The organism is Paenibacillus sp. OK060 (assembly GCF_900101205.1).
GTDB classification, from domain to species: Bacteria; Bacillota; Bacilli; order Paenibacillales; family Paenibacillaceae; genus Paenibacillus; species Paenibacillus marchantiae.
In genome coordinates this window covers 187,602-211,158 of record NZ_FNFR01000009.1, presented here as the reverse complement: position 1 = coordinate 211,158, position 23,557 = coordinate 187,602, and the positions used below count along the sequence as shown (strand labels likewise).

General features: G+C 46.3%; 19 protein-coding genes, 11 tRNA genes and 1 rRNA gene. 23 read left to right on the top strand and 8 right to left on the bottom strand.

The features are described from left to right. The first annotated feature begins 3 nt into the window (after positions 1 to 3). The 20 genes from rrf to glmS all read left to right on the top strand — a co-directional run bounded on the left by rrf (position 4) and on the right by glmS (position 12,805). Positions 4 to 120 (top strand): 5S ribosomal RNA (rrf, locus tag BLS14_RS27755). Between the two features lie 84 nt (positions 121 to 204). Next, positions 205 to 280 (top strand) — tRNA-Asn (locus tag BLS14_RS27750). Positions 281 to 283: 3 nt separating this feature from the next. Beyond that, positions 284 to 356 (top strand) — tRNA-Thr (locus BLS14_RS27745). Between the two features lie 10 nt (positions 357 to 366). Further along, a tRNA-Glu gene (locus BLS14_RS27740) sits at positions 367 to 438 on the top strand. Positions 439 to 444: 6 nt separating this feature from the next. Next, a tRNA-Val gene (locus BLS14_RS27735) sits at positions 445 to 520 on the top strand. Positions 521 to 530: 10 nt separating this feature from the next. Beyond that, a tRNA-Gln gene (locus BLS14_RS27730) sits at positions 531 to 605 on the top strand. A gap of 16 nt (positions 606 to 621) precedes the next feature. Further along, positions 622 to 694: transfer RNA gene (locus BLS14_RS27725), tRNA-Lys, on the top strand. Positions 695 to 704: 10 nt separating this feature from the next. Then, a tRNA-Leu gene (locus BLS14_RS27720) sits at positions 705 to 786 on the top strand. Between the two features lie 8 nt (positions 787 to 794). Then, positions 795 to 869, top strand: a tRNA-Gly gene (locus tag BLS14_RS27715). A gap of 20 nt (positions 870 to 889) precedes the next feature. Next, positions 890 to 966: transfer RNA gene (locus BLS14_RS27710), tRNA-Arg, on the top strand. Between the two features lie 16 nt (positions 967 to 982). Next, positions 983 to 1,056 (top strand) — tRNA-Pro (locus BLS14_RS27705). 9 nt (positions 1,057 to 1,065) lie between these two features. Then, positions 1,066 to 1,136 (top strand) — tRNA-Gly (locus BLS14_RS27700). A 576-nt stretch (positions 1,137 to 1,712) separates the two neighbouring features. Further along, complete coding sequence (gene ppc / locus BLS14_RS27695) at positions 1,713 to 4,505, top strand: phosphoenolpyruvate carboxylase (protein WP_090954858.1); 2,793 nt, start codon at positions 1,713 to 1,715, stop codon at positions 4,503 to 4,505. A gap of 255 nt (positions 4,506 to 4,760) precedes the next feature. Beyond that, positions 4,761 to 5,327 carry an RNA polymerase sigma factor SigW gene (gene sigW / locus BLS14_RS27690; RefSeq protein WP_017692117.1) on the top strand — a complete coding sequence of 189 codons (567 nt, stop codon included), beginning with the start codon at positions 4,761 to 4,763 and terminating at the stop codon, positions 5,325 to 5,327. A gap of 135 nt (positions 5,328 to 5,462) precedes the next feature. Beyond that, the gene (locus BLS14_RS27685; protein WP_063567043.1) at positions 5,463 to 6,077 is read left to right on the top strand and encodes a zf-HC2 domain-containing protein; all 615 of its coding nucleotides are present in this window, start codon (positions 5,463 to 5,465) and stop codon (positions 6,075 to 6,077) included. Positions 6,078 to 6,502: 425 nt separating this feature from the next. Beyond that, positions 6,503 to 7,342 (top strand): diadenylate cyclase CdaA, encoded by an 840-nt coding sequence (cdaA, locus tag BLS14_RS27680; protein WP_063567044.1) that lies wholly within the window; start codon positions 6,503 to 6,505, stop codon positions 7,340 to 7,342. Next, positions 7,335 to 8,816, top strand: a complete 1,482-nt coding sequence (locus tag BLS14_RS27675) for a CdaR family protein (RefSeq protein ID WP_063567045.1) — start codon at positions 7,335 to 7,337, stop codon at positions 8,814 to 8,816. The genes cdaA and BLS14_RS27675 overlap by 8 nt, the downstream gene beginning before the upstream one ends. Before the next feature lie 73 nt (positions 8,817 to 8,889). Beyond that, entirely contained in the window at positions 8,890 to 10,230 is a 1,341-nt protein-coding gene (gene glmM / locus BLS14_RS27670) for a phosphoglucosamine mutase (protein WP_064640679.1), read from the top strand. A 330-nt stretch (positions 10,231 to 10,560) separates the two neighbouring features. Then, entirely contained in the window at positions 10,561 to 10,728 is a 168-nt protein-coding gene (locus BLS14_RS27665; RefSeq protein ID WP_176854796.1) for a hypothetical protein, read from the top strand. 244 nt (positions 10,729 to 10,972) lie between these two features. Further along, positions 10,973 to 12,805 (top strand): glutamine--fructose-6-phosphate transaminase (isomerizing), encoded by a 1,833-nt coding sequence (gene glmS, locus BLS14_RS27660; protein ID WP_063567048.1) that lies wholly within the window; start codon positions 10,973 to 10,975, stop codon positions 12,803 to 12,805. A 366-nt stretch (positions 12,806 to 13,171) separates the two neighbouring features. Here the strand turns inward: glmS and BLS14_RS27655 are convergent, their stop codons facing one another. Then, the gene (locus BLS14_RS27655; protein WP_090811292.1) at positions 13,172 to 13,822 is read right to left on the bottom strand and encodes a nitroreductase family protein; all 651 of its coding nucleotides are present in this window, start codon (positions 13,820 to 13,822) and stop codon (positions 13,172 to 13,174) included. A gap of 129 nt (positions 13,823 to 13,951) precedes the next feature. On the opposite strand from BLS14_RS27655, the gene BLS14_RS27650 reads away from it, so the two are divergent. Continuing rightward, positions 13,952 to 14,317 carry a MerR family transcriptional regulator gene (locus BLS14_RS27650; protein ID WP_063567050.1) on the top strand — a complete coding sequence of 122 codons (366 nt, stop codon included), beginning with the start codon at positions 13,952 to 13,954 and terminating at the stop codon, positions 14,315 to 14,317. Between the two features lie 43 nt (positions 14,318 to 14,360). On the opposite strand, the gene BLS14_RS27645 is transcribed toward BLS14_RS27650, so the two are convergent. Together BLS14_RS27645 and BLS14_RS27640 are read right to left on the bottom strand one after the other, a co-directional pair. Then, a complete protein-coding gene (locus tag BLS14_RS27645; protein ID WP_090954852.1) occupies positions 14,361 to 15,035 on the bottom strand; it encodes a VOC family protein in 675 nt (224 codons plus the stop codon). A gap of 22 nt (positions 15,036 to 15,057) precedes the next feature. Continuing rightward, the gene (locus BLS14_RS27640; RefSeq protein WP_090954850.1) at positions 15,058 to 15,939 is read right to left on the bottom strand and encodes a LysR family transcriptional regulator; all 882 of its coding nucleotides are present in this window, start codon (positions 15,937 to 15,939) and stop codon (positions 15,058 to 15,060) included. Between the two features lie 160 nt (positions 15,940 to 16,099). Between BLS14_RS27640 and BLS14_RS27635 the strand changes: the two genes are divergently transcribed. After that, the gene (locus tag BLS14_RS27635; RefSeq protein WP_072735611.1) at positions 16,100 to 17,293 is read left to right on the top strand and encodes an MFS transporter; all 1,194 of its coding nucleotides are present in this window, start codon (positions 16,100 to 16,102) and stop codon (positions 17,291 to 17,293) included. A 64-nt stretch (positions 17,294 to 17,357) separates the two neighbouring features. Here BLS14_RS27635 and BLS14_RS27630 read toward each other — a convergent pair whose 3' ends face one another. Then, positions 17,358 to 18,362 carry a helix-turn-helix transcriptional regulator gene (locus BLS14_RS27630; RefSeq protein WP_072735610.1) on the bottom strand — a complete coding sequence of 335 codons (1,005 nt, stop codon included), beginning with the start codon at positions 18,360 to 18,362 and terminating at the stop codon, positions 17,358 to 17,360. Positions 18,363 to 18,450: 88 nt separating this feature from the next. Here BLS14_RS27630 and BLS14_RS27625 point away from each other — a divergent pair, with 88 nt between their 5' ends. Beyond that, positions 18,451 to 18,894 carry a VOC family protein gene (locus BLS14_RS27625; RefSeq protein ID WP_063567055.1) on the top strand — a complete coding sequence of 148 codons (444 nt, stop codon included), beginning with the start codon at positions 18,451 to 18,453 and terminating at the stop codon, positions 18,892 to 18,894. 89 nt (positions 18,895 to 18,983) lie between these two features. Here BLS14_RS27625 and BLS14_RS27620 read toward each other — a convergent pair whose 3' ends face one another. The 4 genes from BLS14_RS27620 to BLS14_RS27605 all read right to left on the bottom strand — a co-directional run bounded on the left by BLS14_RS27620 (position 18,984) and on the right by BLS14_RS27605 (position 23,399). Further along, on the bottom strand, positions 18,984 to 19,763 hold the full coding sequence (locus BLS14_RS27620; protein ID WP_090954848.1) for a PHP domain-containing protein: 780 nt from the start codon (positions 19,761 to 19,763) through the stop codon (positions 18,984 to 18,986). Between the two features lie 64 nt (positions 19,764 to 19,827). Then, positions 19,828 to 20,655 (bottom strand): energy-coupling factor transporter transmembrane component T family protein, encoded by an 828-nt coding sequence (locus BLS14_RS27615; RefSeq protein ID WP_072735608.1) that lies wholly within the window; start codon positions 20,653 to 20,655, stop codon positions 19,828 to 19,830. Then, positions 20,630 to 22,516: an ABC transporter ATP-binding protein gene (locus BLS14_RS27610; protein WP_256336708.1), complete on the bottom strand. Its 1,887-nt coding sequence runs from the start codon at positions 22,514 to 22,516 to the stop codon at positions 20,630 to 20,632. The genes BLS14_RS27615 and BLS14_RS27610 overlap by 26 nt, the downstream gene beginning before the upstream one ends. Beyond that, positions 22,509 to 23,399, bottom strand: coding sequence for a DUF8171 family membrane protein (locus tag BLS14_RS27605; protein WP_256336707.1), 891 nt, complete (start codon positions 23,397 to 23,399; stop codon positions 22,509 to 22,511). The genes BLS14_RS27610 and BLS14_RS27605 overlap by 8 nt, the downstream gene beginning before the upstream one ends. Positions 23,400 to 23,557 lie beyond the last annotated feature (158 nt).

Sequence of the window (23,557 nt, the reverse complement as noted above, 5' to 3'; positions counted from 1 at the left end):
GCGTTTGGTGGCGATGGCGGAGGGGTTCCACACGTACCCATCCCGAACACGACCGTTAAGCCCTCTAGCGCCGATGGTACTTGGACCGCAGGGTCCTGGGAGAGTAGGACGCCGCCAAGCGAACTCTTTCATCCTACATAGAAAACAGGCTCTGCATGTTAACGTTGTATGATGAATTGCATTTGCACTGCAAATGCATATTATTCCCTGATAGCTCAGTTGGTAGAGCACTCGACTGTTAATCGAGTTGTCACAGGTTCGAGCCCTGTTCGGGGAGCCATTTGCTCTCATAGCTCAGTAGGTAGAGTGCATCCATGGTAAGGATGAGGTCACCGGTTCGATCCCGGTTGAGAGCTTTGGAAATGGGGCCCGTTGGTCAAGGGGTTAAGACACCTCCCTTTCACGGAGGTAACAGGGGTTCGAATCCCCTACGGGTCATAGGATGGAGGCTTAGCTCAGCTGGGAGAGCATCTGCCTTACAAGCAGAGGGTCGGGGGTTCGATCCCCTCAGCCTCCACCACTTAACTTAATGGGGATTAGCCAAGCGGTAAGGCAACGGACTTTGACTCCGTCATGCATAGGTTCAAATCCTATATCCCCAGCCATTTTAGTTTTTAGTTTGAGTCATTAGCTCAGTTGGTAGAGCACCTGACTTTTAATCAGGGTGTCGAAGGTTCGAGCCCTTCATGACTCACTTTTCACATGCGCGTGTGGCGGAATTGGCAGACGCACTAGACTTAGGATCTAGCGTTTCACGACGTGGGGGTTCAAGTCCCTCCACGCGCATAGGTTTTGCGGACGTGGCTCAGCGGTAGAGCATCGCCTTGCCAAGGCGAGGGTCGTGGGTTCGATTCCCATCGTCCGCTCCAATCTTTTTAAAGTTTTATATGCGCCCTTAGCTCAGCTGGATAGAGCGTTTGACTACGAATCAAAAGGCCGGGAGTTCGAATCTCTCAGGGCGCGCCATTATTTTCATAAGTATCGGGATGTAGCTCAGCTTGGTAGAGCACCTGGTTTGGGACCAGGGGGTCGCATGTTCAAATCGTGTCATCCCGATTTTTATTTGCGGGTGTAGTTCAATGGTAGAACTTTAGCCTTCCAAGCTAATAGCGTGGGTTCGATTCCCATCACCCGCTTCATGTTTCATTGGAAAGTCTCTGTATATACAGGGACTTTTCTTTTATTTATAGAAACAACATCTCATTATAATACCAATCTCCTCTATATTCGTTTGATAAGTGAAAAAATACCTCCGAACTCCTTCATTAAATTCTGCTAAAAGAATCAAAAAATTATAAATACACTCTTTAATTTATTGCGTCACTGTGATAAAGTATACAAAAGCTTGCTTTGCCGGTCATGTTTCTTTATGTTTCGTCTGGTTTGTAACAATGGAAATCATGCAGATACGAATCTATTCAGGTACAACGAACATTCCCATTCTAACTGTATATTTATGAAAAATTTAGAATAGGTATGAGTTATTCGAGTAATGAAAAGTACGTGAAAAAGGTATCATGCGACAGCATTTGACCATTAATCGAAGCAGAACAAGAAAATGAATAATAAAGCGTGTTTTTGTGCGGTAAATCAGGGTAAATCCCCATTTTTACTAGTAGAAAAATAAAGATTTTCGTACCATTTTATTGTATGATGTTATGAAGGTGTCAAATTTACGTGTACGAATGGAACGATCAGATGGGAGGATAAGCATGACTGAAACTATGGTAACCGCCAGCAAAAGCCAATCCAACAACCTGCTTCGGCGAGACGTGCGGTTCCTGGGCAATATACTCGGAGAAGTTCTTGTCCATCAAGGAGGCACGGAGCTTCTAGATATCGTTGAGAAGATTCGGGAAACGAGCAAATCGTTGCGTGCAGAGTTCTTGCCAGAACTTTATGCAGAGTTCAAAACGATGATCCAGGAATTAGACTCGGAAAATCGCCATCAGGTGATTAGAGCTTTTGCGATTTATTTTCAATTAGTTAACATTGCTGAACAAAACCATCGGATCCGGCGTAAACGGGATTATGAACGTTCTGCAGGGGACGCTGTGCAGCCAGGATCGATTGAAAAAGCAGTACAAGATCTGAAGGAACGTGGACTGTCTCACAAGGAAGTAGAGGATATTCTAGAAGAATTATCGCTGGAATTGGTTATGACAGCTCATCCAACCGAAGCCATGCGTCGGGTTATACTGGACATCCACAAACGGATATCCGAAGATGTCATGTCACTTGATAATCCTACGCTGACGTTGCGTGAACGTGAACAGTTGCGGGAGAAGCTGCTGAATGAAGTCATTACTCTATGGCAGACTGATGAGCTTCGTGACCGTAAACCGACTGTGCTTGATGAAGTACGGAACGGAATGTATTACTTTCATGAAACGTTGTTCCATGTACTTCCGGATGTATACCAGGAGCTTGAACGCTGCCTGAATAAATTTTATCCTGACCATGACTGGCATGTGCCGACGTATTTGCGGTTCGGTTCCTGGATCGGTGGAGACCGGGATGGAAATCCTTCGGTAACTTCAGATGTAACATGGCAGACACTGTTGATGCAGCGTAAGCTCGCTTTGCGTGAGTATCAACGGATTATGATTGAACTTATGGGACATCTCAGCTTCAGCACGAACATCATCCACGTATCGGATGAACTGGTGCAGTCGATTGAGCAAGACCGTAGTTGTGTAACATTGAAAAAAGTGGATATGTGGCGAAATGAAAAAGAGCCATATCGCATTAAATTGGCATATATGATTGCCAAGCTGAACAATGTCCTGGATGAGAACAAAGTAGGACAGCCTGATCGCTATGACGGCGCTCAAGGACTGATGGATGATCTGATGATTATCGATCGCAGCCTGCGTCATCATTTTGCAGACTATGTAGCAGATACGACCATTCGTAAAATGATTCGTCAAGTGGAACTGTTCGGTTTCCATACAGCTGCATTGGATGTGCGTCAGCACAGCAAAGAGCATGAAAATGCGATGTCGGAGATTTTGGCCAAGATGAACATCGTAGAAGATTATGCTCGTTTGACGGAAGATGGCAAAATCGATTTACTGGCTCGTTTGCTGGATGATCCTCGTCCGTTGACTTCCCCTTATCACCAATACACAGAGGGGACCAAAGAGTGTCTGGACGTATTCCGTACGATCAAGCGTGCTCAGAGCGAGTTTGGGGCCGGTTGTATCACAAGCTACCTGATTAGTATGACCCAAGGGGCAAGTGACCTGCTTGAGGTTATGGTATTTGCCAAAGAAGTAGGGTTGTTCCGTAAAGAACATAACGGTGAAGTGGTATCTACGCTTCAAGCGGTTCCATTGTTTGAAACGATTGATGATCTTCATGCCGCTTCGGAAATTATGGAGAAGCTGTTCAACCTTCCGGTATATCGCGCAAGTGTGAGTGGACGGAATGAACTGCATGAAATCATGTTGGGTTACTCGGACAGCAACAAGGATGGCGGAGTGGTTACAGCCAACTGGGAGCTGCGCGTGGCGATGAATGCTATCACCGATGTTGCTAATAAACACGGCGTTAAGCTGAAGTTCTTCCATGGTAGAGGTGGGGCGCTAGGACGTGGAGGCATGCCTCTCAACCGCAGTATTCTTGCTCAACCACCACACACCATTGGTGGGGGAATCAAGATTACAGAGCAGGGTGAGGTTATTTCTTCCCGTTATTCCCTTCAGGGAATTGCATACCGGAGTCTTGAGCAGGCTACATCGGCTTTGATTACCGCTGCACTAAACGGTCTGGAGCCGCAAGAGTCGGCATCAGAGCGTCATTGGGATAGCATCATCAAAGATATTTCTCAAGTTTCCCTGACCAAATACCAGGATCTCATTTTCCGTGATCCAGACTTCTTTACCTTCTTCAAGGAATCGACACCGCTGCCTGAGGTTGGGGAACTGAATATTGGTTCACGTCCATCGAAACGGAAAAACAGCGACAAGTTCGAGGATTTGAGAGCGATCCCTTGGGTATTTGCCTGGACCCAAAGTCGTTATCTGCTTCCCGCATGGTATGCGGCAGGAACGGGACTGCAAAGTTACTATCAGGATAAAGAAGAAAATCTGGTTGTCCTGAAAGAAATGTATGAAAACTTCCCATTCTTCCGTACACTAATTGATACGGTGCAGATGGCTGTTGCCAAAGCAGATTTGGTCATTGCGAAGGAATACTCGGCTATGACTTCCAATGAGGAAGCACGTGATCGCATCTATGGTCAGATTGAATCGGAATTCAAACTCACCAAAGAGCTGATTCTGAAAATTACCGGAGAAGCTGAAATTCTGGATGATGTACCGGTGATTCAAGAGTCGATCCGACTTCGTAATCCGTATGTCGATCCTTTGTCCTACATGCAGGTCCAACTACTGAGTGAGCTCAGAGATATGCGTGAGCGTGGCGAGGATGACACAGAGTTACTGCGTGAAGTGTTGCTTACGATTAACGGCATTGCAGCAGGACTTCGGAATACGGGTTGATCGTTAATCTGCTTAACAATATATGAAGTGAATTTTCCAGCCATATAGATAGTAAAAGCTTAATTCTTTCCTCTGCTTGAGTGAGAGATGAAACGGGACTCCTTCGGGAGTTCCCGTTTTTACTGTTTTTGGCGGATATTTTCCGGCACAGTCTTGATTTTTGACCAAAGTTGATTTACGATTTGATTGGTGAATTACAAGTGTGGACGGGTATCAGAAGGCGGAAGACCCATCAGCATGTCTGGGGGAATAAGGGTGGACAATTTGGAGAACAGGCTTGTTAAGCTGGTACTGAAGGGTGACCAGCGGGCCTTTGCAGAAATCGTTGAATTATACAAGGACAAGCTGTTTCATCTGGCATACCGGATGCTGAACAATCGTCATGAAGCCGAAGACGTTGTACAGGAGACGTTTTTGCGTGTGTTTCGCAATATGGAGAAGTATGATCCGAACCAGAAGTTCTCAACCTGGATATACCGGATTGCAACCAATCTGTGTATTGACCGCTTACGGCGGAAGAAACCTTCTTATTCATTGGATGCAGAATTGAATGATCAGGAAGGGTCTGATGGTTATGCGATGCTTCCAAGCGATGATCGTACACCAGAGAGTGAAGCACTTTTGTCTGAAACACAGACACTAATCCGTGAAGCGATTGACAGTTTGCCGGCCAAGTATAAATCAGTCATGATTTTGAGATATTTACAGGACTTGTCGCTACAGGAAATCAGTGATGTGACAGGTATGCCCGTAACAACGATTAAGACTCGTGTTCATCGTGGGCGTGATTTTTTGCGTAAAAAACTGGAGTATAAGTTGTAAAGGTAAAACGTCTTTTATTTGGGCGAATTTATTTGAAACATATCCGAAACGGATACGTATGTAATGTATGCAAGTCTTATGCGTGCTTTTTGGCGATGCAAGGACTAAGTGATCTAAGAAAGGATTGGCTCTCATATGGATTGCAACTCGGCCGTCTCTTTAATGCATGAATGTTTGGATGAGTCGTTGTCCCCGGCCCAGAAGGTTGAACTGAAAAGTCACCTTGTGACCTGTCCGGATTGTCGCATGCGCTTTAAAGAGTTGGAACAGACGGAAATGCTACTCTTTGCCATGAAACACTATTCACCGTCTGCCTCGGATGAGCTGACCAATCGAATTATGAATGCTCTGCCCCAGCCCAAGAGACAGCAAATATGGCTCAAATGGGTCAAAGGACATCCCGCGCTGACGGCGGCAGCCTTCTTTTTGGTCGTGATGCTCTTTAGCGCCTGGAATTTCTGGAATCAGAATAACGAAATGGTCGTTAAGGGAAATAATCTGGACCAGATCGTGATTGAAGGAAACACGGTTATTGTTCCGGAGGGCAAGTCCATTGCTGGCGATCTTACGATAGAGAATGGAACTGCTCAGGTATACGGTGATGTAAATGGCAATCTGACGGTCATCGACGGACAGTTGTATCAGGCTTCAACGGCACATATTTCCGGTCAGGTGAAAAGTATTGATCAGGCGCTGGACTGGTTCTGGTACAAAATAACCAATATGGTAAATGAAGTGGCTTACCGCTAAATCAGGGTAGATTCTTCAATGGTATATACCAAGCAGGGTACCTCCAGATTGCTGGGGTACTCTTTTTTTATCTAATGACTTTGTAATTTATGGGATTTGTGTTGTTTCTGCGCAGTTTGTGACTCCCGTAACTTGCAACCTGAACGTTAACGTTATAACCTAGATACTAAAGAGAACATACTACTACATATAGATAAGCTTTTTGCATAAATCCAAAGAGCGTCTTTCAATCCGCAAAATATAGATCGAAATAATTCTATTCGTCTATACGTTAGTTGGATCAGAGTGCTCCTTCCTGGCCAACTTTTGTACCTGAGAGTGAGCTTGAATGGATTTTGCAAATGCGAGAAAAGGATTAATTAAATCCTAATGGGTTAATATGAGAGCAGGGTTTACTCATCAATGGGGATAGCGGGGGCTGGCTTATGAACTATTTTGCTGACTTAACGTGGAAAGAGTCCATTAAGGACGTTATCGATATATTGATCGTTACCTATATTATGTACAAATTGATTTTGCTTGTGCGGGGTACCCGTGCGGTTCAGCTGCTTAAAGGTATTCTGTTCCTTGTAGTGATCTGGGCACTAAGTACGTGGCTAAACCTCTATACGCTCAAATGGCTAATGAACCAGATGTTTACGTTTGGTGTCGTTGCGGTCTTTATTATCTTCCAACCGGAACTGCGCCGTGGTCTGGAGCAATTGGGTCGAGGCAAACTGTTTGGACGCTCGGCAGCAGCAAGTGATGAAGAATTAACGGTGTTAATTGGTGAGATTATTAAGTCCGTAAATTATTTGTCACGACGTAAAATTGGTGCACTGGTTGTATTCGAACGGGAAACGGGTCTGAACGATTACACAGAGTCCGGGATCCAGATGCAATCTCTGGTCAGCTCAGAGCTGATGATTAACATTTTTATTCCGAATACACCGCTCCATGATGGAGCCGTCATTATACAGGGCAAACAGATTTCGGCGGCAGCCTGTTATTTGCCTTTGTCCGAGAATCCGTTTATTAGCAAAGAGCTAGGAACGCGTCACCGTGCAGCAATCGGGATTACCGAGGTTGCGGATGCGATCTGTTTGGTTGTTTCGGAGGAGACAGGACAAGTGTCGCTTGCGATGAATGGACAGGTTGTTCGTGATATTAAGGAAGAATCGCTGATTGCCAAACTGTACGAAGAACTGCGTCCAACATCCAATCTGACTAAAAAGAATGGTTGGACTACCTTCTGGAAACGGAAGGGGGGACGTAAAAATGGATAAATGGTTCAATAACAACAATTTTGCCAAGATTCTCGCTTTAGCGGTGAGTTTGTTGCTCTGGTTCATGATACATCTGGATGAAGTACCAACTACGCCAACAATCTCGACCGGGACAACGAATAAGGTTGTGGAGCGCACTGTGCCTGTTCAGCCTTATGGACTCGACAGCAACTCCTATGTACTTACTTCATTAAGTACGGATGAGGTCCGTCTGGAGATTAAAGGGCAGCGTTCGATGTTAACTTCGATTTTTACGAATGATGATTATAAAGTGCTAGTGGATCTTAGTCAGGTGAAGGATGGGTCCAATACACTGCCATTGGTGCCTGATCTGCCTTCCGGGGTTGAGGTAGTCAGCATGGAGCCTTCCATGGTTACGGTCAACGTGGAAAAATTGGGCACCAAATCCTTCGATGTGAATATTGTACCCGAAGGAGAACCATCCGCCGGATATAACGCTGGAACGCCCGTTGTTGAACCTTCAGGTCCAGTTAAGGTAACTCTGCCGGAAGGGCAGCTTGACGCCGTAGAGAAGGTTCAGGGCAGTGTGAGCGTGAAGGATGCGAAGGATGACGTGACGCAGAAAAAAGTGAAGCTTCAGGCATATGATGCCGAAGGCAAGGTCATTGAAAATGCGATTGTTACACCAGAAACCGTAGAAGTCCGTATTCCTGTCAGTCAGCCCTATACAACTGTGCCCTTAAGAATCAAATATTCGGGACAGCTGCCTGAGGGAATGGTGCTCTCCACGGTTGAGCCAAGCGTGAAAGAAGTCTCGGTTTACGGCACAGAGGATGCGCTTGCGGGTATACAGTCCTACGACCAAGTAACCCTTGATCTCACACAGTTCGATGAGGCAGGGACGTCGACAGTTAACGTGGACTTGACGCCGCCGCCCGGTTTTGAGAAAATCGAGCCTAGTTCGATTCAGCTTAAGGTGACGGTATCGCCTTATGATGAGCTTCAGGAGACGACCAAAGTCTTTCCGAACGTACCCATTACGCTTACTGGCGCGGGAAACGGGCTGGAAGGGACACTGGTTACTCCCAAAAGTGGCGGCTTGAATATTACGCTTAGAGGTTCTTCAACGATGCTTGAAGGTCTAAGTAGCGATGATATCAAATTGACTGCGGATCTTGCTGGACTTGCGGTAGGTACGCATGAAATAAAGCTTGAGGCTGACTTGCCTCGGTTTGCCAAACTGGATGAATCATCAGTTGATCTGAGCGCTACCGTCAAAATTAGCGAAAAGTCTGATGATACGACGGTTGCTCCTGGCGAAGATCCGAATGATGAAGGGACGGTGGGGCCTGATCCTTCACCAGCCGAAGTCGAGAATGGGGATACCGAAACTGCTCCTGGAGAAGAAGAAACAGAATCGAATACGGACAATCAGGAGCAGAGCCAGCAGGGGAATACCAGTCGAGGTAATTCCAATAACAGTGGTAGCAGTAATAGTGGCTCCAATCCGTAAAAAAAATGTTCAGATTAGAATTTTAAAAATAACGTTTATGCTCTTATATGATGCGAATAGAAGGAGTTAGATCATGGGGAAATATTTTGGTACAGACGGCGTAAGAGGTGTTGCCAATAAAGAGTTAACGGCGGAGCTGGCTTACAGCATCGGACGTTGTGGTGGTTATGTGCTTGCAGGTGGTGTAGAAAGACCAAAAGTGGTTATCGGTATGGATACCCGAATCTCGGGGCTTATGCTGGAATCCGCACTGGTTGCAGGTTTGCTGTCCATTGGCGCCGATGTAATTCGTCTGGGCGTTGTATCCACTCCTGGAGTGGCGTATATTGCTCGTCTGCTGAAAGCTGATGCAGGGGTAATGATCTCGGCTTCCCACAATCCAGTTGAGGATAACGGAATCAAATTTTTTGGGGGAGATGGCTTCAAACTGTCGGATGAGACGGAGAACCGGATCGAAGAATTGATGGATGCAGAAACGGATCAATTGCCGCGCCCTGTGGGTGGTGGTTTGGGAACCGTAATAGTGGATGAAGAATCCCGTTATCGCTATTTGGACTACCTGAAAACAACGGTAAATGAATCGTTCTCAGGACTCAAAATTGTTCTGGACTGTGCTAATGGAGCAGCTTATGAGCTGGCACCCAAATTATTCAGAGAACTTGGTGCAGAAGTCATTGCCATTGGTGCTGAGCCTAACGGCCTGAATATCAATGAGCAATGCGGATCAACTCACCCGGAGCATTTGAAACAAGAGGTGCTGAAACATAATGCGGATCTGGGCCTTGCTTTTGACGGGGATGCGGATCGACTGATTGCTATTGATGAGACAGGCGCTGAGGTTGATGGTGACTTCATTCTGTGCATCTGTGGTGATGCGATGAATCGCGCAGGTAAGTTGAAAGACAGTACTGTGGTATCTACCGTAATGAGTAACATCGGATTCTACAAAGCAACGGAGAAACTGGCACTGAAAACAGCAAAGACTGCCGTGGGTGACCGTTATGTGATGGAAGAAATGCGCCGTGGGGGTTATAACCTGGGTGGAGAGCAGTCCGGTCATGTTATTTTCCTGGATTACAATACAACAGGCGACGGCATGCTGACAGCGATTCAGCTCGTGGACACGATGAAAGCTTCCGGTAAAAAACTGAGTGAACTTAAGGCGCTGATGACCCAGTATCCACAAGTATTGGTGAACGTTCGCGTTGAAGATAAGAGCAAATACGAGGGCAATTCGGCGATTGAGCAAGCTATTGCTACAGTCGAGCAGCATCTGGGTGATAATGGACGTGTACTCGTTCGTGCGTCCGGGACTGAATCCTTGATCCGCGTTATGGCGGAAGGACCAGATAAGGATGAACTTGAACAATTCGTATCTCAAATTGCAGATGTTGTGCAAAAAGAACTGGTATAGGACCTGATCTATAGGTCTTCCAAACACGGTTGTATCAAGGGAATCACTGTCTCATAAGGTTTAATCTAACAGGGTTTATGCCATACAAACCCATATTCCTACGTCCCGGCCTAGTGAGACCATGGGTCTGTTTATCCGGTCGGGATTGTGGGTAAATATGCCGAAATTGTCACAGGTACTTTGCTCCATTGCAAAATGAACCTGACGTGCATATAATGAGTGGAGTCGTCATTCAGACACAGAAAGTGAGGATCGTAAGGTACTAGTTACACAAGCGCCAGAGCTTGAAGTTGCGCGGGAAGGATTTTGATCGGTATGAATCTTGAAATAATGAAGATGCTACTGAGCAAGATCGACGGCAATCAAGCTGACGAGGTGGAGGTGTTCGGATTGTTCGGCGGGGACCTCCCGGTGATGCACCAGAGCCGTGAACCGGATTGCGGAAAATGGATGGGTGACTGTTCACACAACGCGCCGGTAGGTGCAAGATTCAACTAAAATTCAAATGAATGTGCGCGAAGAGCGTGAACAGTGCGCGGACGGGAAAATGATGTACATTCATGATTGCATCTAATAACAGCTTATGACTGCGGAGCGGCAAGAGGCTGCTCTGATCATTGATAATTGAATAATTGAAAGTTTTCATGATACGTTAGGCAATCATTTTCATTTTTTCGATATGCCGTGCCAGCCTGTTTCTCTTCGTGACACAGTATTCATATACAATCGGAGGAAATAAACTATGTGCGGTATTGTTGGATATATTGGTAATAAGAACACTCAATCGGTATTGGTCGAAGGATTGAAGAAACTCGAGTATCGTGGTTATGATTCTGCAGGTATCGCGGTATTCACACCAGAAGGTCTGCAAATCACGAAAGCTCTTGGTCGTCTTGCGAATCTAGAAGCTAAGCTGGATGGTGCACCACTGGTAGGTAATGCCGGAATCGGACACACACGTTGGGCAACTCATGGTAAACCATCGGATGAGAACTCTCATCCACACACGGATGGAAGCCAGAAGTTCTCTGTTGTGCATAACGGTATTATTGAGAACTACCTGGATCTGAAGGACGAATTGATGGCTCAAGGTCACACGTTCACTTCCGAGACAGATACTGAGGTTATTTCTCACCTGATCGCACGTGAATACAATGGTGATATCGTTAAAACAGTTCAAAAAGTGATCACGTTGTTGCGTGGCGCCTTCGCACTGGGTGTATTGACAGAGCATGAGCCTGAGAAACTCGTAGCTGTGCGTCAAGCAAGCCCATTGATTATTGGTATTGGTGAAGGCGAGAACTTCATTGGTTCCGACATCCCGGCAATTCTGGAACATACACGTAACGTGTACATTCTGAATGATGGTGAAATGGCTGTATTGACACATGATGCTGTCGAATTGATGACGATTGAAGGTAACTTTATTTCTCGGGAAATGATTCGTGTCGATTGGGATGCTGTAACTGCAGAAAAAGGCGGATTCGAGCACTTCATGCTGAAAGAAATTCATGAGCAACCAAAAGCATATCGTGATACAATGCTGGGTCGCATCGATAATGAAAGCAAAAAGGTTCAACTTCCTGAGTTGAAAATGACTGAAGAACAAATCAAAAATATTCGTAACGTTCAAATCATCGCTTGTGGTACAGCGTACCATGCAGGTCTGGTTGGACGTACTGTAATCGAGCAACTGGTACGTATTCCGGTAGAAACAGATGTTGCTTCCGAATACCGTTATCGTTCCCCGATCGTAAGCAAAGATACACTTGTGATCGTGGTGAGCCAATCCGGTGAAACGGCTGATACACTTGCTGCACTGCGTGAAGCACAGTCAAATGGTGCACATGTACTCGCCATCACTAACGTTGTAGGTAGCTCCATTGCACGTGATGCGGACGATGTGATTGCAACACTGGCAGGACCGGAAATTGCAGTAGCTTCTACCAAAGCGTATACTTCGCAGTTGATCGCGTTCAACCTGCTGGGTCTGTACCTTGCACAAGTTCGTGGCACGCAAACAGCAGAAGAGATTGCTCACATGCTGGCAGCAATGCAAGCATTGCCTGAGCAAGTTGAATCCATGCTGGAGCAAGCGGAAGCTATTAAAGGATATGCAGAGCAAATCTCCAAACATGAACATCTCTTCTTCATCGGCCGCGGTCTGGATTATGCAGTAGCACAAGAAGGATCGTTGAAACTGAAAGAGATCTCTTATATTCACTCCGAAGCGTATGCTGCGGGTGAGTTGAAACATGGTACGCTCGCATTGATCGAGGACGGTATCCCTGTCATTGCTCTGGCAACGCAGGAGAACGTTTTGGAGAAAACCGTGAGCAACATCAAAGAAGTGAAAGCACGTGGCGCAGACGTACTGGCAATTACGTACGAAGAGCACGTAGCACCATTGCTGAAATCCGTTGACCAAGCGTTTGCAATTCCTAAGACGCTGCCACTGCTTAGCCCGGCTCTGTCCGTTGTAGCATTGCAATTGCTTGCATACTACGCTTCCCTGGCACTGGGTCACGATGTGGATAAACCACGTAACCTGGCGAAAAGCGTAACGGTAGAGTAAGGGATTGTTAAATTCTTATAATATTTAAGTATAATTAAAAAGGGTCCTGATGACAGTTGTCATTAGGACCCTTTTTGTTATGAACCTTTCCATTATGAATCTAACGTTAAAGTTCCTATGTCGAAATCAGTAGAGGGCACATTTGTGAAATCCTTTGACTGAAGCCAAGTCCATAGGGTAAGCACTCTGGTTATAAGGACCGCACAGAGATTTTATCTATTTTTCGAATGAAAGTAATGACTCTCTACACGATTAATTTCTAACTGGTAATGCCCACGAGCAACAGGATAATTTGAAATGAGTTTAAAAATGATGCTCATAAATAGAGTTCTCCATTGGCATGTTCGTGTTGAAATTTATTGTTGGTTACGCCCAAGTCGTAATCGTTTCAACCGGGAGACGATAGGAAGGATAGCCATCTTTGGCTGCTTTACCTATGGAGATCAACATCACGGGCTGGAAACGCTCTTTATCCAAGCCGAAGGCTTCAGCGATCTTGCCTTTGTCATAACCGGCCATAGGGTTGGTATCATAGCCATGAGCACGGGCAACGAGCATGAGTTGCATGGATATGAGACCTGAGTCAATGAGATTAATATCACGTAGTTCGGATGCGTTTATGTTCGCATAATAAGGTTTTACCTGCTGCATTTGCATATCCATGATGTCTTGTGGCATGTATCCAAGTTCCACTGATTTATTGAAAATCTCTTCCATGTATTCAACGTTATTGGCATCGTAAAACACGGCAATGACAGCCGAGGACGTTAGTGCCTGTGTCTGGTTAAAAGAGGCTAGTGGTGCAAGCTTCTCTTTGCCTTCAGCACTGTCGATGACAAGAAAACGCCACGGTTGCATGTTAATCGCCGAAGGGGCACGTGAAGCTTTCGCCAGTATCTCGGTCATCTCCTGGCGGCTGATTTTGACTTCAGGGTCATAGACTTTAACGGAATGGCGCTCCAAGACGATGGTATCAAAATCATTTGTTTTGTTGAATTGGCCGGTAATTGTATTCATATGGATATCTCTCCTCATATCTAATATTGGTGAGAGTGGGTTATGGGATTACCTCAATTCGTCTCACTATGAGGATTGTAAACTATGAAGTATACTTTATAGCAAGAAAAAGAAACGAGGGCGATCCATATGAAAATTAGTGAAGTAGCCAAGAGTGTAAACCTTCCGATATCCACTATTCGTTATTATGAGAAGATAGGTATTATCACGGATGAACATATGCTGAGAGATCAAAATAACTATCGGATATATGCCGAGAGCATTATTCAGCATCTGGATGTAGTTAAACAATGTTTAGCTGTTGGTTTTACGATCCATGAGATCCAATCTATGATCTCTAAACAGGGATTTTCAAGTAATGAACAAGCGAGCATTATCCAAGCGAAAATAACAGAAATTGAAGATGCTCAGAAAAAATTAGAGAATTCCAAACAAAATCTGTACGATATTCTTAAGGCGGATATCACTTGTGAGGATGGTTTTGGTAAGTATTGAGTCGCACGTCCCTCTTGAGCTTTTCATTCAGTACACTCTAACATCAAATCGAAACAATGGAATACAGACCATCCTGTATACGTAGACTACCGGGTTGCCCCGTTGCAACCTTCACCTCAGTGGCAAAAACGCCGGGTATACGTCCGTCTGGGAACCAGGGCATCTCTTTATCGATTACAATAAACATGCCTTCTGCGTCACCGATGGGGGCAAATTGCTTTCCGTCTCCGGCAAAGGGTTCAAGGTGATACTGTCCATTCATTTTGCTTATGGTACCGGGTACATCTTCGACAGGCAGGCCGATCTCGCTAATGCACAGCAGCTGCCTAGAATCAAAGGTTTCTTCGACTGCATTATCCAACGAATGGTGAGCGATGAACTCCATCAAATTACCACTCGGGTCATAGAAGTAGAAAGCAGTAGCATCCCAGTAGGGGAAATAGAATTCATCTTTATCATCTTTAGAAAGCAAAGAGATGTTTCGATCTTGAACCCACTTCTTGGCTTCAGCGAGTTGGTTTGTCGGAATCGTAAATGCGACATGATAGAAGGGCTTTTCCTGATCAGGAGCTTGCTGAAATGAAAGGACCGAATTTCCTGTGCGAAGCGATACGGACGATGTACTCTCCTCCAGTAGCTCCAACTCCAATAACGTACCGTAAAACTGCTTCATGGCCTCCATTTGATGTGTGAACAAGTTAACCTCTTTTATTTGCATTCAAGTCACTCTCCCTCTGAACTTATCCTTGATTAAAATAATCAATGGTTTTCTCAATAAATGCTTTGGCAGATTGGGTCAGGTAACGGTCGGACCGATGAATGATCTCAAAGTGACGGTAAGGGGCATCGTCCGTGATTCGGATGATGCGTAGTGTCGGTTCATTCATTGCCTTGATCAGTGGATAGGGCAGTATCGTACCGCCAACGTTAGCTTTGACCAGACTAATAATGGAGGTTGCCGAACTTGTCTCCATAATTGTATTCAAGGTGAAACCATATTTCCGGCAATAGCCATCAACCAGTTCTCTGCCTGTGAATCCTTCTGGGAACATTACGGTCTGAATATCGCGCAGTTCCTTAATTCCAATCTCATTTCGTTCAGCCCAAGCGTGGTTTTCCGAAACGACGAGTACGTATTCTTCGCTGCACAAAGGAATGCGGACAAGACGGTCATCTGAAATGGAAGTAAGCTCAATGCCGATGTCTACTTCGTTATCCAACACTTGATTCAATACATAAATCGAAGAAACAACCTTTAATTTCACCTTGGGAAAATGGGCATGAAAATTAACGAGCAATGGAGTAAGACGGTAGTCCAAATCGGACGGTAGGACTCCAATCACCAGCTTGCCTCGCTGATCATTGCGGAATTCAGCTAATGCATCTTGGGTATTCTGTAAATGCCGAACCATTTGTACACAGTGCTCTAAAAATAGCGTTCCCGCCTGCGTCATCACAATCTTTTTGCCTACCCGGTCGAACAAGGGAACACCTAACTCATCCTCCAACGCTCGAATCTGTTGGCTCAAGGTAGGTTGAGAAATACCGATTTTATCTGCAGCACGTGTGAAATGGAGTTCCTCACAAACGACGATAAAGTTCTCCATTTGACGTATTTCCATATGCTTCCCCTCCAATCATTGGTTTTTATAATCATTTTAATAGAAACTATTGTATTGTTCAATCATTATAATACTTCTATACTAGTCTTGCACCACAAAAGATCTACAGCCTGGATCATTAGTGAATGCAGCTATATAACAATACATGAGGTGATCCTTAGTGAAACTGTTTTATATCGTTCTGGCGCTTATTCTGGCTTCATTGAATCTGCGACCACCCATTACATCCATTTCTCCCTTAATGAGTACCATACAAAGTGATCTGGGTATTAGCGGAATTGCAGCAAGTCTGTTAACTACGCTTCCCGTATTATGTATGGGTATATTCGCTCCATTTTCCGTAAAGCTAAGCAGGAGGTGGGGGAATGAGGGCGCGATCGTTTTGGCATTAATCCTCATTGGAGTAGGTACGGCATTGCGGTTGTTCGTGGGTGCAGCACCTCTGATGATGTTTACTTCATTTCTATCCGGTGTAGGTATTGCATTGGCTGGTCCGCTCTTGTCCAGCTTTATCAAACAGTACTTCCCTACGCGAGTTGCTGCCATGGTGGGGGTCTACTCTACAGCAATGGTCGTGGGGGCCAGCATTAGTGTTGGACTATCGGTTCCCCTTCAAAATCTCCTGGGGGGTTCGTGGAAGGGATCGTTAGCGATGTGGGCATTGCTCGCCATCATTGCTTTGCCGATTTGGATGAAATTAGCCTTGTCAGCACGAAAGGATCGACAAACGGGGCAGATTTCTACTGTGAACGTTGAAGCTCTTCCAGTGAAAAATAGTCGAGCATGGGTACTGACATTGTTCTTCGGCCTGATGGCAGCGATCTTCTATTCATTGACTGCATGGCTTGCGCCTGCGATCCAGAGCCAAGGATATACGAAAGAGACAGCCGGCAGCATCCAAACGTTATTTACGTTAATTTCATTGCCGTCTACGTTATTCATTCCAATGCTCGTTCACCGTTACCAAAAACGTGTATTCTGGCTTGTTGGATGTGCGTTAATGGAGTTGATCGGAGTCTTAATGCTGAACCTGTCCGTCAGTCCTTGGCTGGCCGCAATCCCACTCGGCATTGGTGCCGGGGGACTGTTTCCAATCGCTCTGATGCTGCCCATTGATGAGACGAATAATGCTCAGGAAGCCAGCGCCTGGTCAGCCATGACTCAATCGGGCGGTTACATTCTGGGCGCGCTTGGTCCACTGGCGATTGGCTGGCTCCATGATACCACGGGCAGCTTTATCCAAGCATTCTATGGTCTGGCTATAATCATCGTGCTGCAAATCATAGTTCAGTTGGCGATAGGCAATAAAAAAAGCTCTCCAGCGGTTCATGATAAATCAGAGTCCAGAGTTTGACGAAAAAAGATGGATATCGATTTGCGATGAGGTGTAAACATCAAGTGGTTATTGGTGGCGGAAGTTAAATGTGGTCGAGTAAATCCAGATAGTGTTGTTTTAAGGATTCTTTTAAGGTATCAGGCTCCATGATCTTGATAGACTTGCCAAAGCTTGCGAGATAGCGAATGATGAACTCAAGCTCATGGGCTTCATACGACCCGAGTAAATAGGCGTATCCAGATTGTCCAGTATCAGTTCCAGAGTCGTTAATAATCCGCATGGATGGAAACTGTTCTTGCTGGAACAGCTCAACGCCGGCTTCATTAATCAGACATATGAATGGGATAGCGTTCTCTGATGGTTTCCATAACGAGTGGGCATCCTGTAGATTGAGTTCATTAATATGTGATATAGGTTCGATGTCTGTCGCCTCGCATGAGGTGATTCGGTCACATCGGAACACACGGTACGCCTGTTTACCCAGATCATACGCCTCGCAATACCAGTAGCCTTTCATGGCATAGAGGGCGATGGGCTGAATGGTGCGTATGCCGGGCTTGGGTTTGTCGGGATTGGAATTGTTGTCTGGGTTACTGCTATTTCTGCGAATATGTCGATACGTAATCTGTATCACTATATTCTGAACAGCGGCCATCAATAGAAACTCCAGATGCTCACTATCCCGGATTTGCTCGGTGTGTCGGAAAGAGACCCGATGCTGGATTTGTTCAATATCCTGTCTCTGGTTTTCGGATAGGGCACTTAGAAACTTCTCGTGAATGGAACGAAAAGAGATCTGAAAGGGCAGGTTGGTAAAGCTGCGCAATGCCTGCATGGCAAAGTAGAGGGCATGAAGCTCACTTGTATTAAATGAAATGGGTGGCAGCTGCATTTGCTGAAGCAAACGATATCCCCCATAACGTCCATACTCGGCATAAATGGGAGCACCGATTTCCTCCAATGACGCGATGTCTCGTAATGCGGTTCTCTTGGATATCTGAAACTCCTGCATGAGATCTTGCAGGGTGAAGTGTTGTTTTTGATTGATAAAGCGCAGCATCTGGTTCATGCGTTCTGATTTTTTCATAAAAAAACCTCTCAATGGTGCCATGGATTGGCACCTTTTGTCGTTATAGTAAACAGTGTAATCCAATCACACGAAGGAGGCAATACAGATGAATTTTGAAGTGATCCCGTTTCTGTCGATGAATGGAGACGCTGCGGCAGCCATTGCTTTTTATGAGAAGTACCTGGGGGCCAATGTGTTGTTCAAGAAAAATTATAAAGAGATGAAGGAAATGAATCCGGGGTTTGAGTATCCTGAAGGGCAGGATGAATATATAACACATTCGGTACTCCAGATCGGGGTAAATAAATTGATGATTGCTGAGGAAGAAATGGATACGGGTCGACCGTGGCAGCAGGGAAACAGCACGTCATTATGCATTCAATCGAAAGATAAAAGTACGATGACGGAGCTGTATAATTCGCTGGTACAACATGAGCAGGTTAGGGTGTTGGTGCCTTATGAGCAAAACGAGTTTAGTCCGGGGTATGGAATCGTCCGTGATCCGTTCGGAATCGTGATTCAGCTTTGTGTGACGGTGCATGATTTTTAATTAGGTGAAAGTGAATCCGTAATGAGCCTGGAGGATGTATATCCTTTGGGCTCATTTTGAATTCTTTAGAAGTTGTGGTCTTCTTTTCCCTATACTTTTTGCAAACGGGTAGCTTCTAGCTTGGCAAGACGTTTCATCACTTTCTTCAGCATAACGGAGGCTTTGACACGGAGAGGAAGATCGTTGGATATTTCGATGCTGTACGTACCAGCGAGAATTTGCTCTTTGAGCTCGGCAACCGATGCACATGGACGATCCAGCACATTGAACACACTACCGTATTGCAGGCACTGGTGGGTATCGCTTCCGGCAGTGACGGGTTTACCGAGGGACTGGGCGAATGGTTCAACCTGACCGCGGCACGTCTCGATGCCGTATTGATACATATCCTTGGCGTTCAGATCAAAAGCGTCCAGACGTCCCAATAAATCACGATCGAGTTGATACAGCGGGGTGGACTCGCGGAAAGGGTGTGCGCCAATTTTGAGCAAAGGCCATGCTTCGGCCATATCCAACAGATTGGCAAAAGGAATGAATGAACCTTTGGCTGTATATTGCTCCAGGCCGCTGCGGACGGCAAGAATATGTTCTTTTTGACCCACCAGCAAAATATGTCCTGTCTCCTGAATATCCACTTCCATGCCGGGAAAAATGCGCAGTCCATCTGCATCGTAGTACTCCCCGTTGTATGGATAAAGACGATCCAGCGTCTCATAGACCTCGTAGAAGTTGCGGGTGTTAAAATGTTCGGTAAACGCAAGGGCTTCGAGCCCGCTGGCTATGGCTTCGTTGACCATTTCGGTGAAGTAATCGACCGAGAAATCAGAGTTTTTGGATAATTTGCCGTGTGTATGAAGATCAATGCGCATAGAAGACACTCCTTTATTCCATGAATGATTAATGGTATGAATAGTTACAGCATTTTATTTTGAATTACAGAATCTCGTAATGCCCGCCGAGCCAGAACAGCAGTGCAACATAGATTGCCGATCCGGCGAGAAATCCGAGGTCACGTGAGGTGATTTTCAGATGGGCGAGCTTCAGGCGTTTGGACTCAGGATGCTTCATGCCGTACGAGAAACCGCGTGTCTCCAGTGCTTCCACCGTTGTGCGGGAACGTTTGGCGGTAGCCAGCATTAGCGGGAAGAAAGACACAATGAACAGCTTCATATAGTAGACAACGAGTCGCCAGTAGAGCCATCCGTGCCGAGAGGGAACCTGACCCCGCAGTCTGTAGGACAGCATGATGTTGCGGAATTCACCGAACAGCACCGGCAATATGCGATAAGCATAAGAGAGGCTGAAAGAGAACGTCGCAGGCATGCCGAGCGCAAGTAACCCATCGCCGATCCGTTCCGGGTCCATGCCCGAAAAGACGGTGATACTCGCCAGCGAGACGATGGACAGCTTCAAGGTGAGCAGCAGCAGGGGGAATGCAGATTCCAGATTGCCACCGAAGAACAGCGAGATGATAAACATCCAACCGACCTGGCCGATTAATCCTAAGCAGAGAATGATAATGATAAAAGGAGCGGCTCTGGACAATATGGTGGTAGTCACCATCAACAGAAACATGCCGAGCAGCACAGTCCCGTTATGAACAAACCAGGGAACGATGGCAAAAAAGAGATACCAGATCAGCATGGCACGGGGATCAATCCGCGACAGGCTGGCATGTCCGCTGCCATATACGGTATTCATCAGCTCAAGCTGAATGCGTTCAATGGATATTTTGTCAAACCAGTTGCGGACAAGCTGCATGATGCATATCCTCCTTGGTGAGTGATTGATTCAAGAGAGTATCAACAAAAGCCTCGGTTGTCGGTGAAAGTGTCGGTAGACCCATCCGGTGGGAGAGCTCCATGATCTGTGTAAGCGCAAGTCCGGAGCGGCGCAGAAGGGACTCATCCGCAAACACGTCGGCAGGTGTGCTGTCTGCTTCCACCTGACCATTGTGAAGCACGATAACGCGACTAGCCCACTGGGTAACCAGCTGCATATCATGCGTGGCAATGACGGTTGTTCGCACATGCTGATCCAGCTCATCCAGTACACCTATCAGTTCCTCGCGGGTGGCAAGGTCCAGATTGGCGGTGGGCTCATCCAGCAGCATAAGTGAAGGCTTCATGGCTGCACCGATGGCAAGTGTGACACGCCGCTGTTGTCCGCCACTGAGAAGCCGGGCATCCCGCTCTTGCAGCGGAGTAAGCCGAAAACGCTCCAGTACATGTGCAATTTGCTGGTCAGCTTCCGGGATGCGACGGTTCTTCAGGAAATACGCGACTTCTTTACGAACACTGTCTTCGATAAACATTTCGGAAGAGTTCTGAAAAATATAGGCGACCTTCCCCGCCAGCTGCTCCAAAGAGGAACGGTGCGTAACTTCACCCAGAACACTGACACTGCCTTCTTGAGGTAGGCTAATGCCAGCCATCATCTTCAGTAAGGAGGATTTACCCGCACCATTGTTGCCAATCAAGGCAATCCGTTCTCCTTCATGGAGTGAAATATTAACTCCACGAATGACTTCATGTTCTTTTTTGCCCAGTCCTCTGTAACGCAGCCGGGTTTGATGAAACTGTACAATAGGGATCAACGGTTCAGCAGCCGAGGCAGGCGTTGAACGCTTGGTATTTGCAATTTGGCTAGAAACGTCGCGTGCCAAGTTCGAATAGGATGAAGGTTCATTTTGCAAAGAAGCGGATGGAATGGATGGGTAATGCTCGGCAAAATAAACGTTTGCTTCTTCCACAGTAATCGGGAAGCGTCGTTCTGAACCTGAGAGGCCCGCAATTGTTTTTTCTCCCTGCGATAACTCTGCAGCCTGAATAGCTGCCCGTGTAACCTCAGGAGGTTGAATGCCCAGCCGTTCCAGATCCGCAATTCGATTCAAACCTTCCTTAACAGGAAGGTTCCACAAGACCCGGCCTTTGTCCATCAATACCACATCTGCGCAGAAGTCGGCGATAAATTCAGTATGGTGCTCGATGACGATAATCGTCTTGCCATATTCCGTATTCAATTTCGAAAGACACTCATAGATGAGTCTTGCATGCTGCGGGTCAAGCTGTGAGACAGGTTCATCCACGATCAGGATATCGGGGTCGAGCGACAGAGCTCCGGCCAGAGCGAGCAGATGTTTCTGCCCACCACTCAATTCCCAGATGTATCGGTTATGAATGGTATCCAGACCACACATGGCAAGTGCGCGTTCTCCGAGCTCCCGATAGTTGGGCAGTCCGTAGTTGAGTGGTGCAAAGCAAGCCTCGTCCAAGACGGTGGGACGCACGAGCTGGTTATCGAAATCCTGATAGACGTAACCGATCTTTCTGGACAGATCTGCAACACTTCGCCCTTCGGCAGGCATGCCAAGTACATGAACTTCACCGGAGAAGTCTCCTGTGTAGAATTGAGGAATAAGGCCATTGAACAACTTGCACAGGGTGGATTTGCCGCAGCCGTTGCCCCCGATAATGGCTGTAAAACTGCCTCGTGGGAGTTCGAGTGAAGCTCCGTTCAGGACGGGCTCTTCGGAGCCAGGATACGTAAAGATGACATTTTGAATGGAAATGGCAGAATCCGATGCGGAAACAGAAGCTGATGTGGACATTTCATTATGCATAAGGGCGATTCTCCGTACCGGGTACCGTTTTGTTTTTGCTTCGTTTAGCGCGCATGATCAGTAATGTCACCACAGCAACCAATGCGGCAGCTCCGATACTAATCCATATTGAAGCCGAACCATATTGATCTGCATAGTCCGTCTCCCAAACAGCGAAGTTGATATCCATTTCGGACAGGGATTCCGCACCAAAGGCCAGCCCAAGCAGCAGCACACCGATCAGGATCAGTTTCGGACGGAAGAAGCCGATTCCTTCATACTTCATCCCTGGATTACGAGGTTTGATGCCGAGCAGTGGTTCAATTTTGCCATAGAGTAGGGGTACGAGATACAGCGTAGGCAGCAGAGCGAACAGGATGCCTGAGAACAGTACGTCATTCAGAAAGCCACCCCCTTCAATCAGCACAACACTTTCCGCAAGTCCAGGGACGGCTTCCAGCTGCTCCACACCAATCCACACTTTACCGATATCCACCAGTGAACTAAGGAACTGATGAATGATGACGCCTGTCATAGCTGCGATTCCGACCTGTCTGCGATTGCGAGGATCACTGACCATACGTCCTGCGACATACATGGCAAAGGAAAAGGTAAGGAATTTCTCCAGCTCGCCCAGTCCGCCAAATTGCCCCAGCATCAGCTCACCGAAGATCACTTCGCCAAGAGCCGCACCAAGGGCAGCAATCATGGGGTGGAACAAAATGCAAAGTGTCAGCGGAATGAAGGCAAAGTACTCAACAGACAATTCAATCGGTCCAAGCTGGAGCTTGGGAATAAGCTCTGTGAACATGTTGGACAAGCCGTACAGTGACATGGATAGCACAAACACCATCATTTTCTGTGAAGACGTCAGCGTATAACGCTCAGTCATCTTCTTCTTCATCGATACATACCTCCCTGAAAGTTGGTGATCATCATAGCCACAGTCTAGGGGCAGAGTATTAACGGGAAAGAAGACATTTGTAAATCGGATGTAATTTTTATTACACATTAAGATTTTAATGAAAAAAATATTACATACATAGCCCACTTCTCTTCCTT

Coding starts and splice junctions, on each gene's coding strand:
- ppc (WP_090954858.1), top strand. CDS start 1,713: ATGACTGAAACTATGGTAACCGCCAGCAAAAGCCAATCCAACAACCTG.
- BLS14_RS27685 (WP_063567043.1), top strand. CDS start 5,463: ATGGATTGCAACTCGGCCGTCTCTTTAATGCATGAATGTTTGGATGAG.
- cdaA (WP_063567044.1), top strand. CDS start 6,503: ATGAACTATTTTGCTGACTTAACGTGGAAAGAGTCCATTAAGGACGTT.
- BLS14_RS27675 (WP_063567045.1), top strand. CDS start 7,335: ATGGATAAATGGTTCAATAACAACAATTTTGCCAAGATTCTCGCTTTA.
- glmM (WP_064640679.1), top strand. CDS start 8,890: ATGGGGAAATATTTTGGTACAGACGGCGTAAGAGGTGTTGCCAATAAA.
- BLS14_RS27665 (WP_176854796.1), top strand. CDS start 10,561: ATGAAGATGCTACTGAGCAAGATCGACGGCAATCAAGCTGACGAGGTG.
- glmS (WP_063567048.1), top strand. CDS start 10,973: ATGTGCGGTATTGTTGGATATATTGGTAATAAGAACACTCAATCGGTA.
- BLS14_RS27655 (WP_090811292.1), bottom strand. CDS start 13,822: ATGAATACAATTACCGGCCAATTCAACAAAACAAATGATTTTGATACC.
- BLS14_RS27650 (WP_063567050.1), top strand. CDS start 13,952: ATGAAAATTAGTGAAGTAGCCAAGAGTGTAAACCTTCCGATATCCACT.
- BLS14_RS27645 (WP_090954852.1), bottom strand. CDS start 15,035: ATGCAAATAAAAGAGGTTAACTTGTTCACACATCAAATGGAGGCCATG.
- BLS14_RS27640 (WP_090954850.1), bottom strand. CDS start 15,939: ATGGAAATACGTCAAATGGAGAACTTTATCGTCGTTTGTGAGGAACTC.
- BLS14_RS27630 (WP_072735610.1), bottom strand. CDS start 18,362: ATGAAAAAATCAGAACGCATGAACCAGATGCTGCGCTTTATCAATCAA.
- BLS14_RS27625 (WP_063567055.1), top strand. CDS start 18,451: ATGAATTTTGAAGTGATCCCGTTTCTGTCGATGAATGGAGACGCTGCG.
- BLS14_RS27620 (WP_090954848.1), bottom strand. CDS start 19,763: ATGCGCATTGATCTTCATACACACGGCAAATTATCCAAAAACTCTGAT.
- BLS14_RS27615 (WP_072735608.1), bottom strand. CDS start 20,655: ATGCAGCTTGTCCGCAACTGGTTTGACAAAATATCCATTGAACGCATT.
- BLS14_RS27610 (WP_256336708.1), bottom strand. CDS start 22,516: ATGCATAATGAAATGTCCACATCAGCTTCTGTTTCCGCATCGGATTCT.
- BLS14_RS27605 (WP_256336707.1), bottom strand. CDS start 23,399: ATGAAGAAGAAGATGACTGAGCGTTATACGCTGACGTCTTCACAGAAA.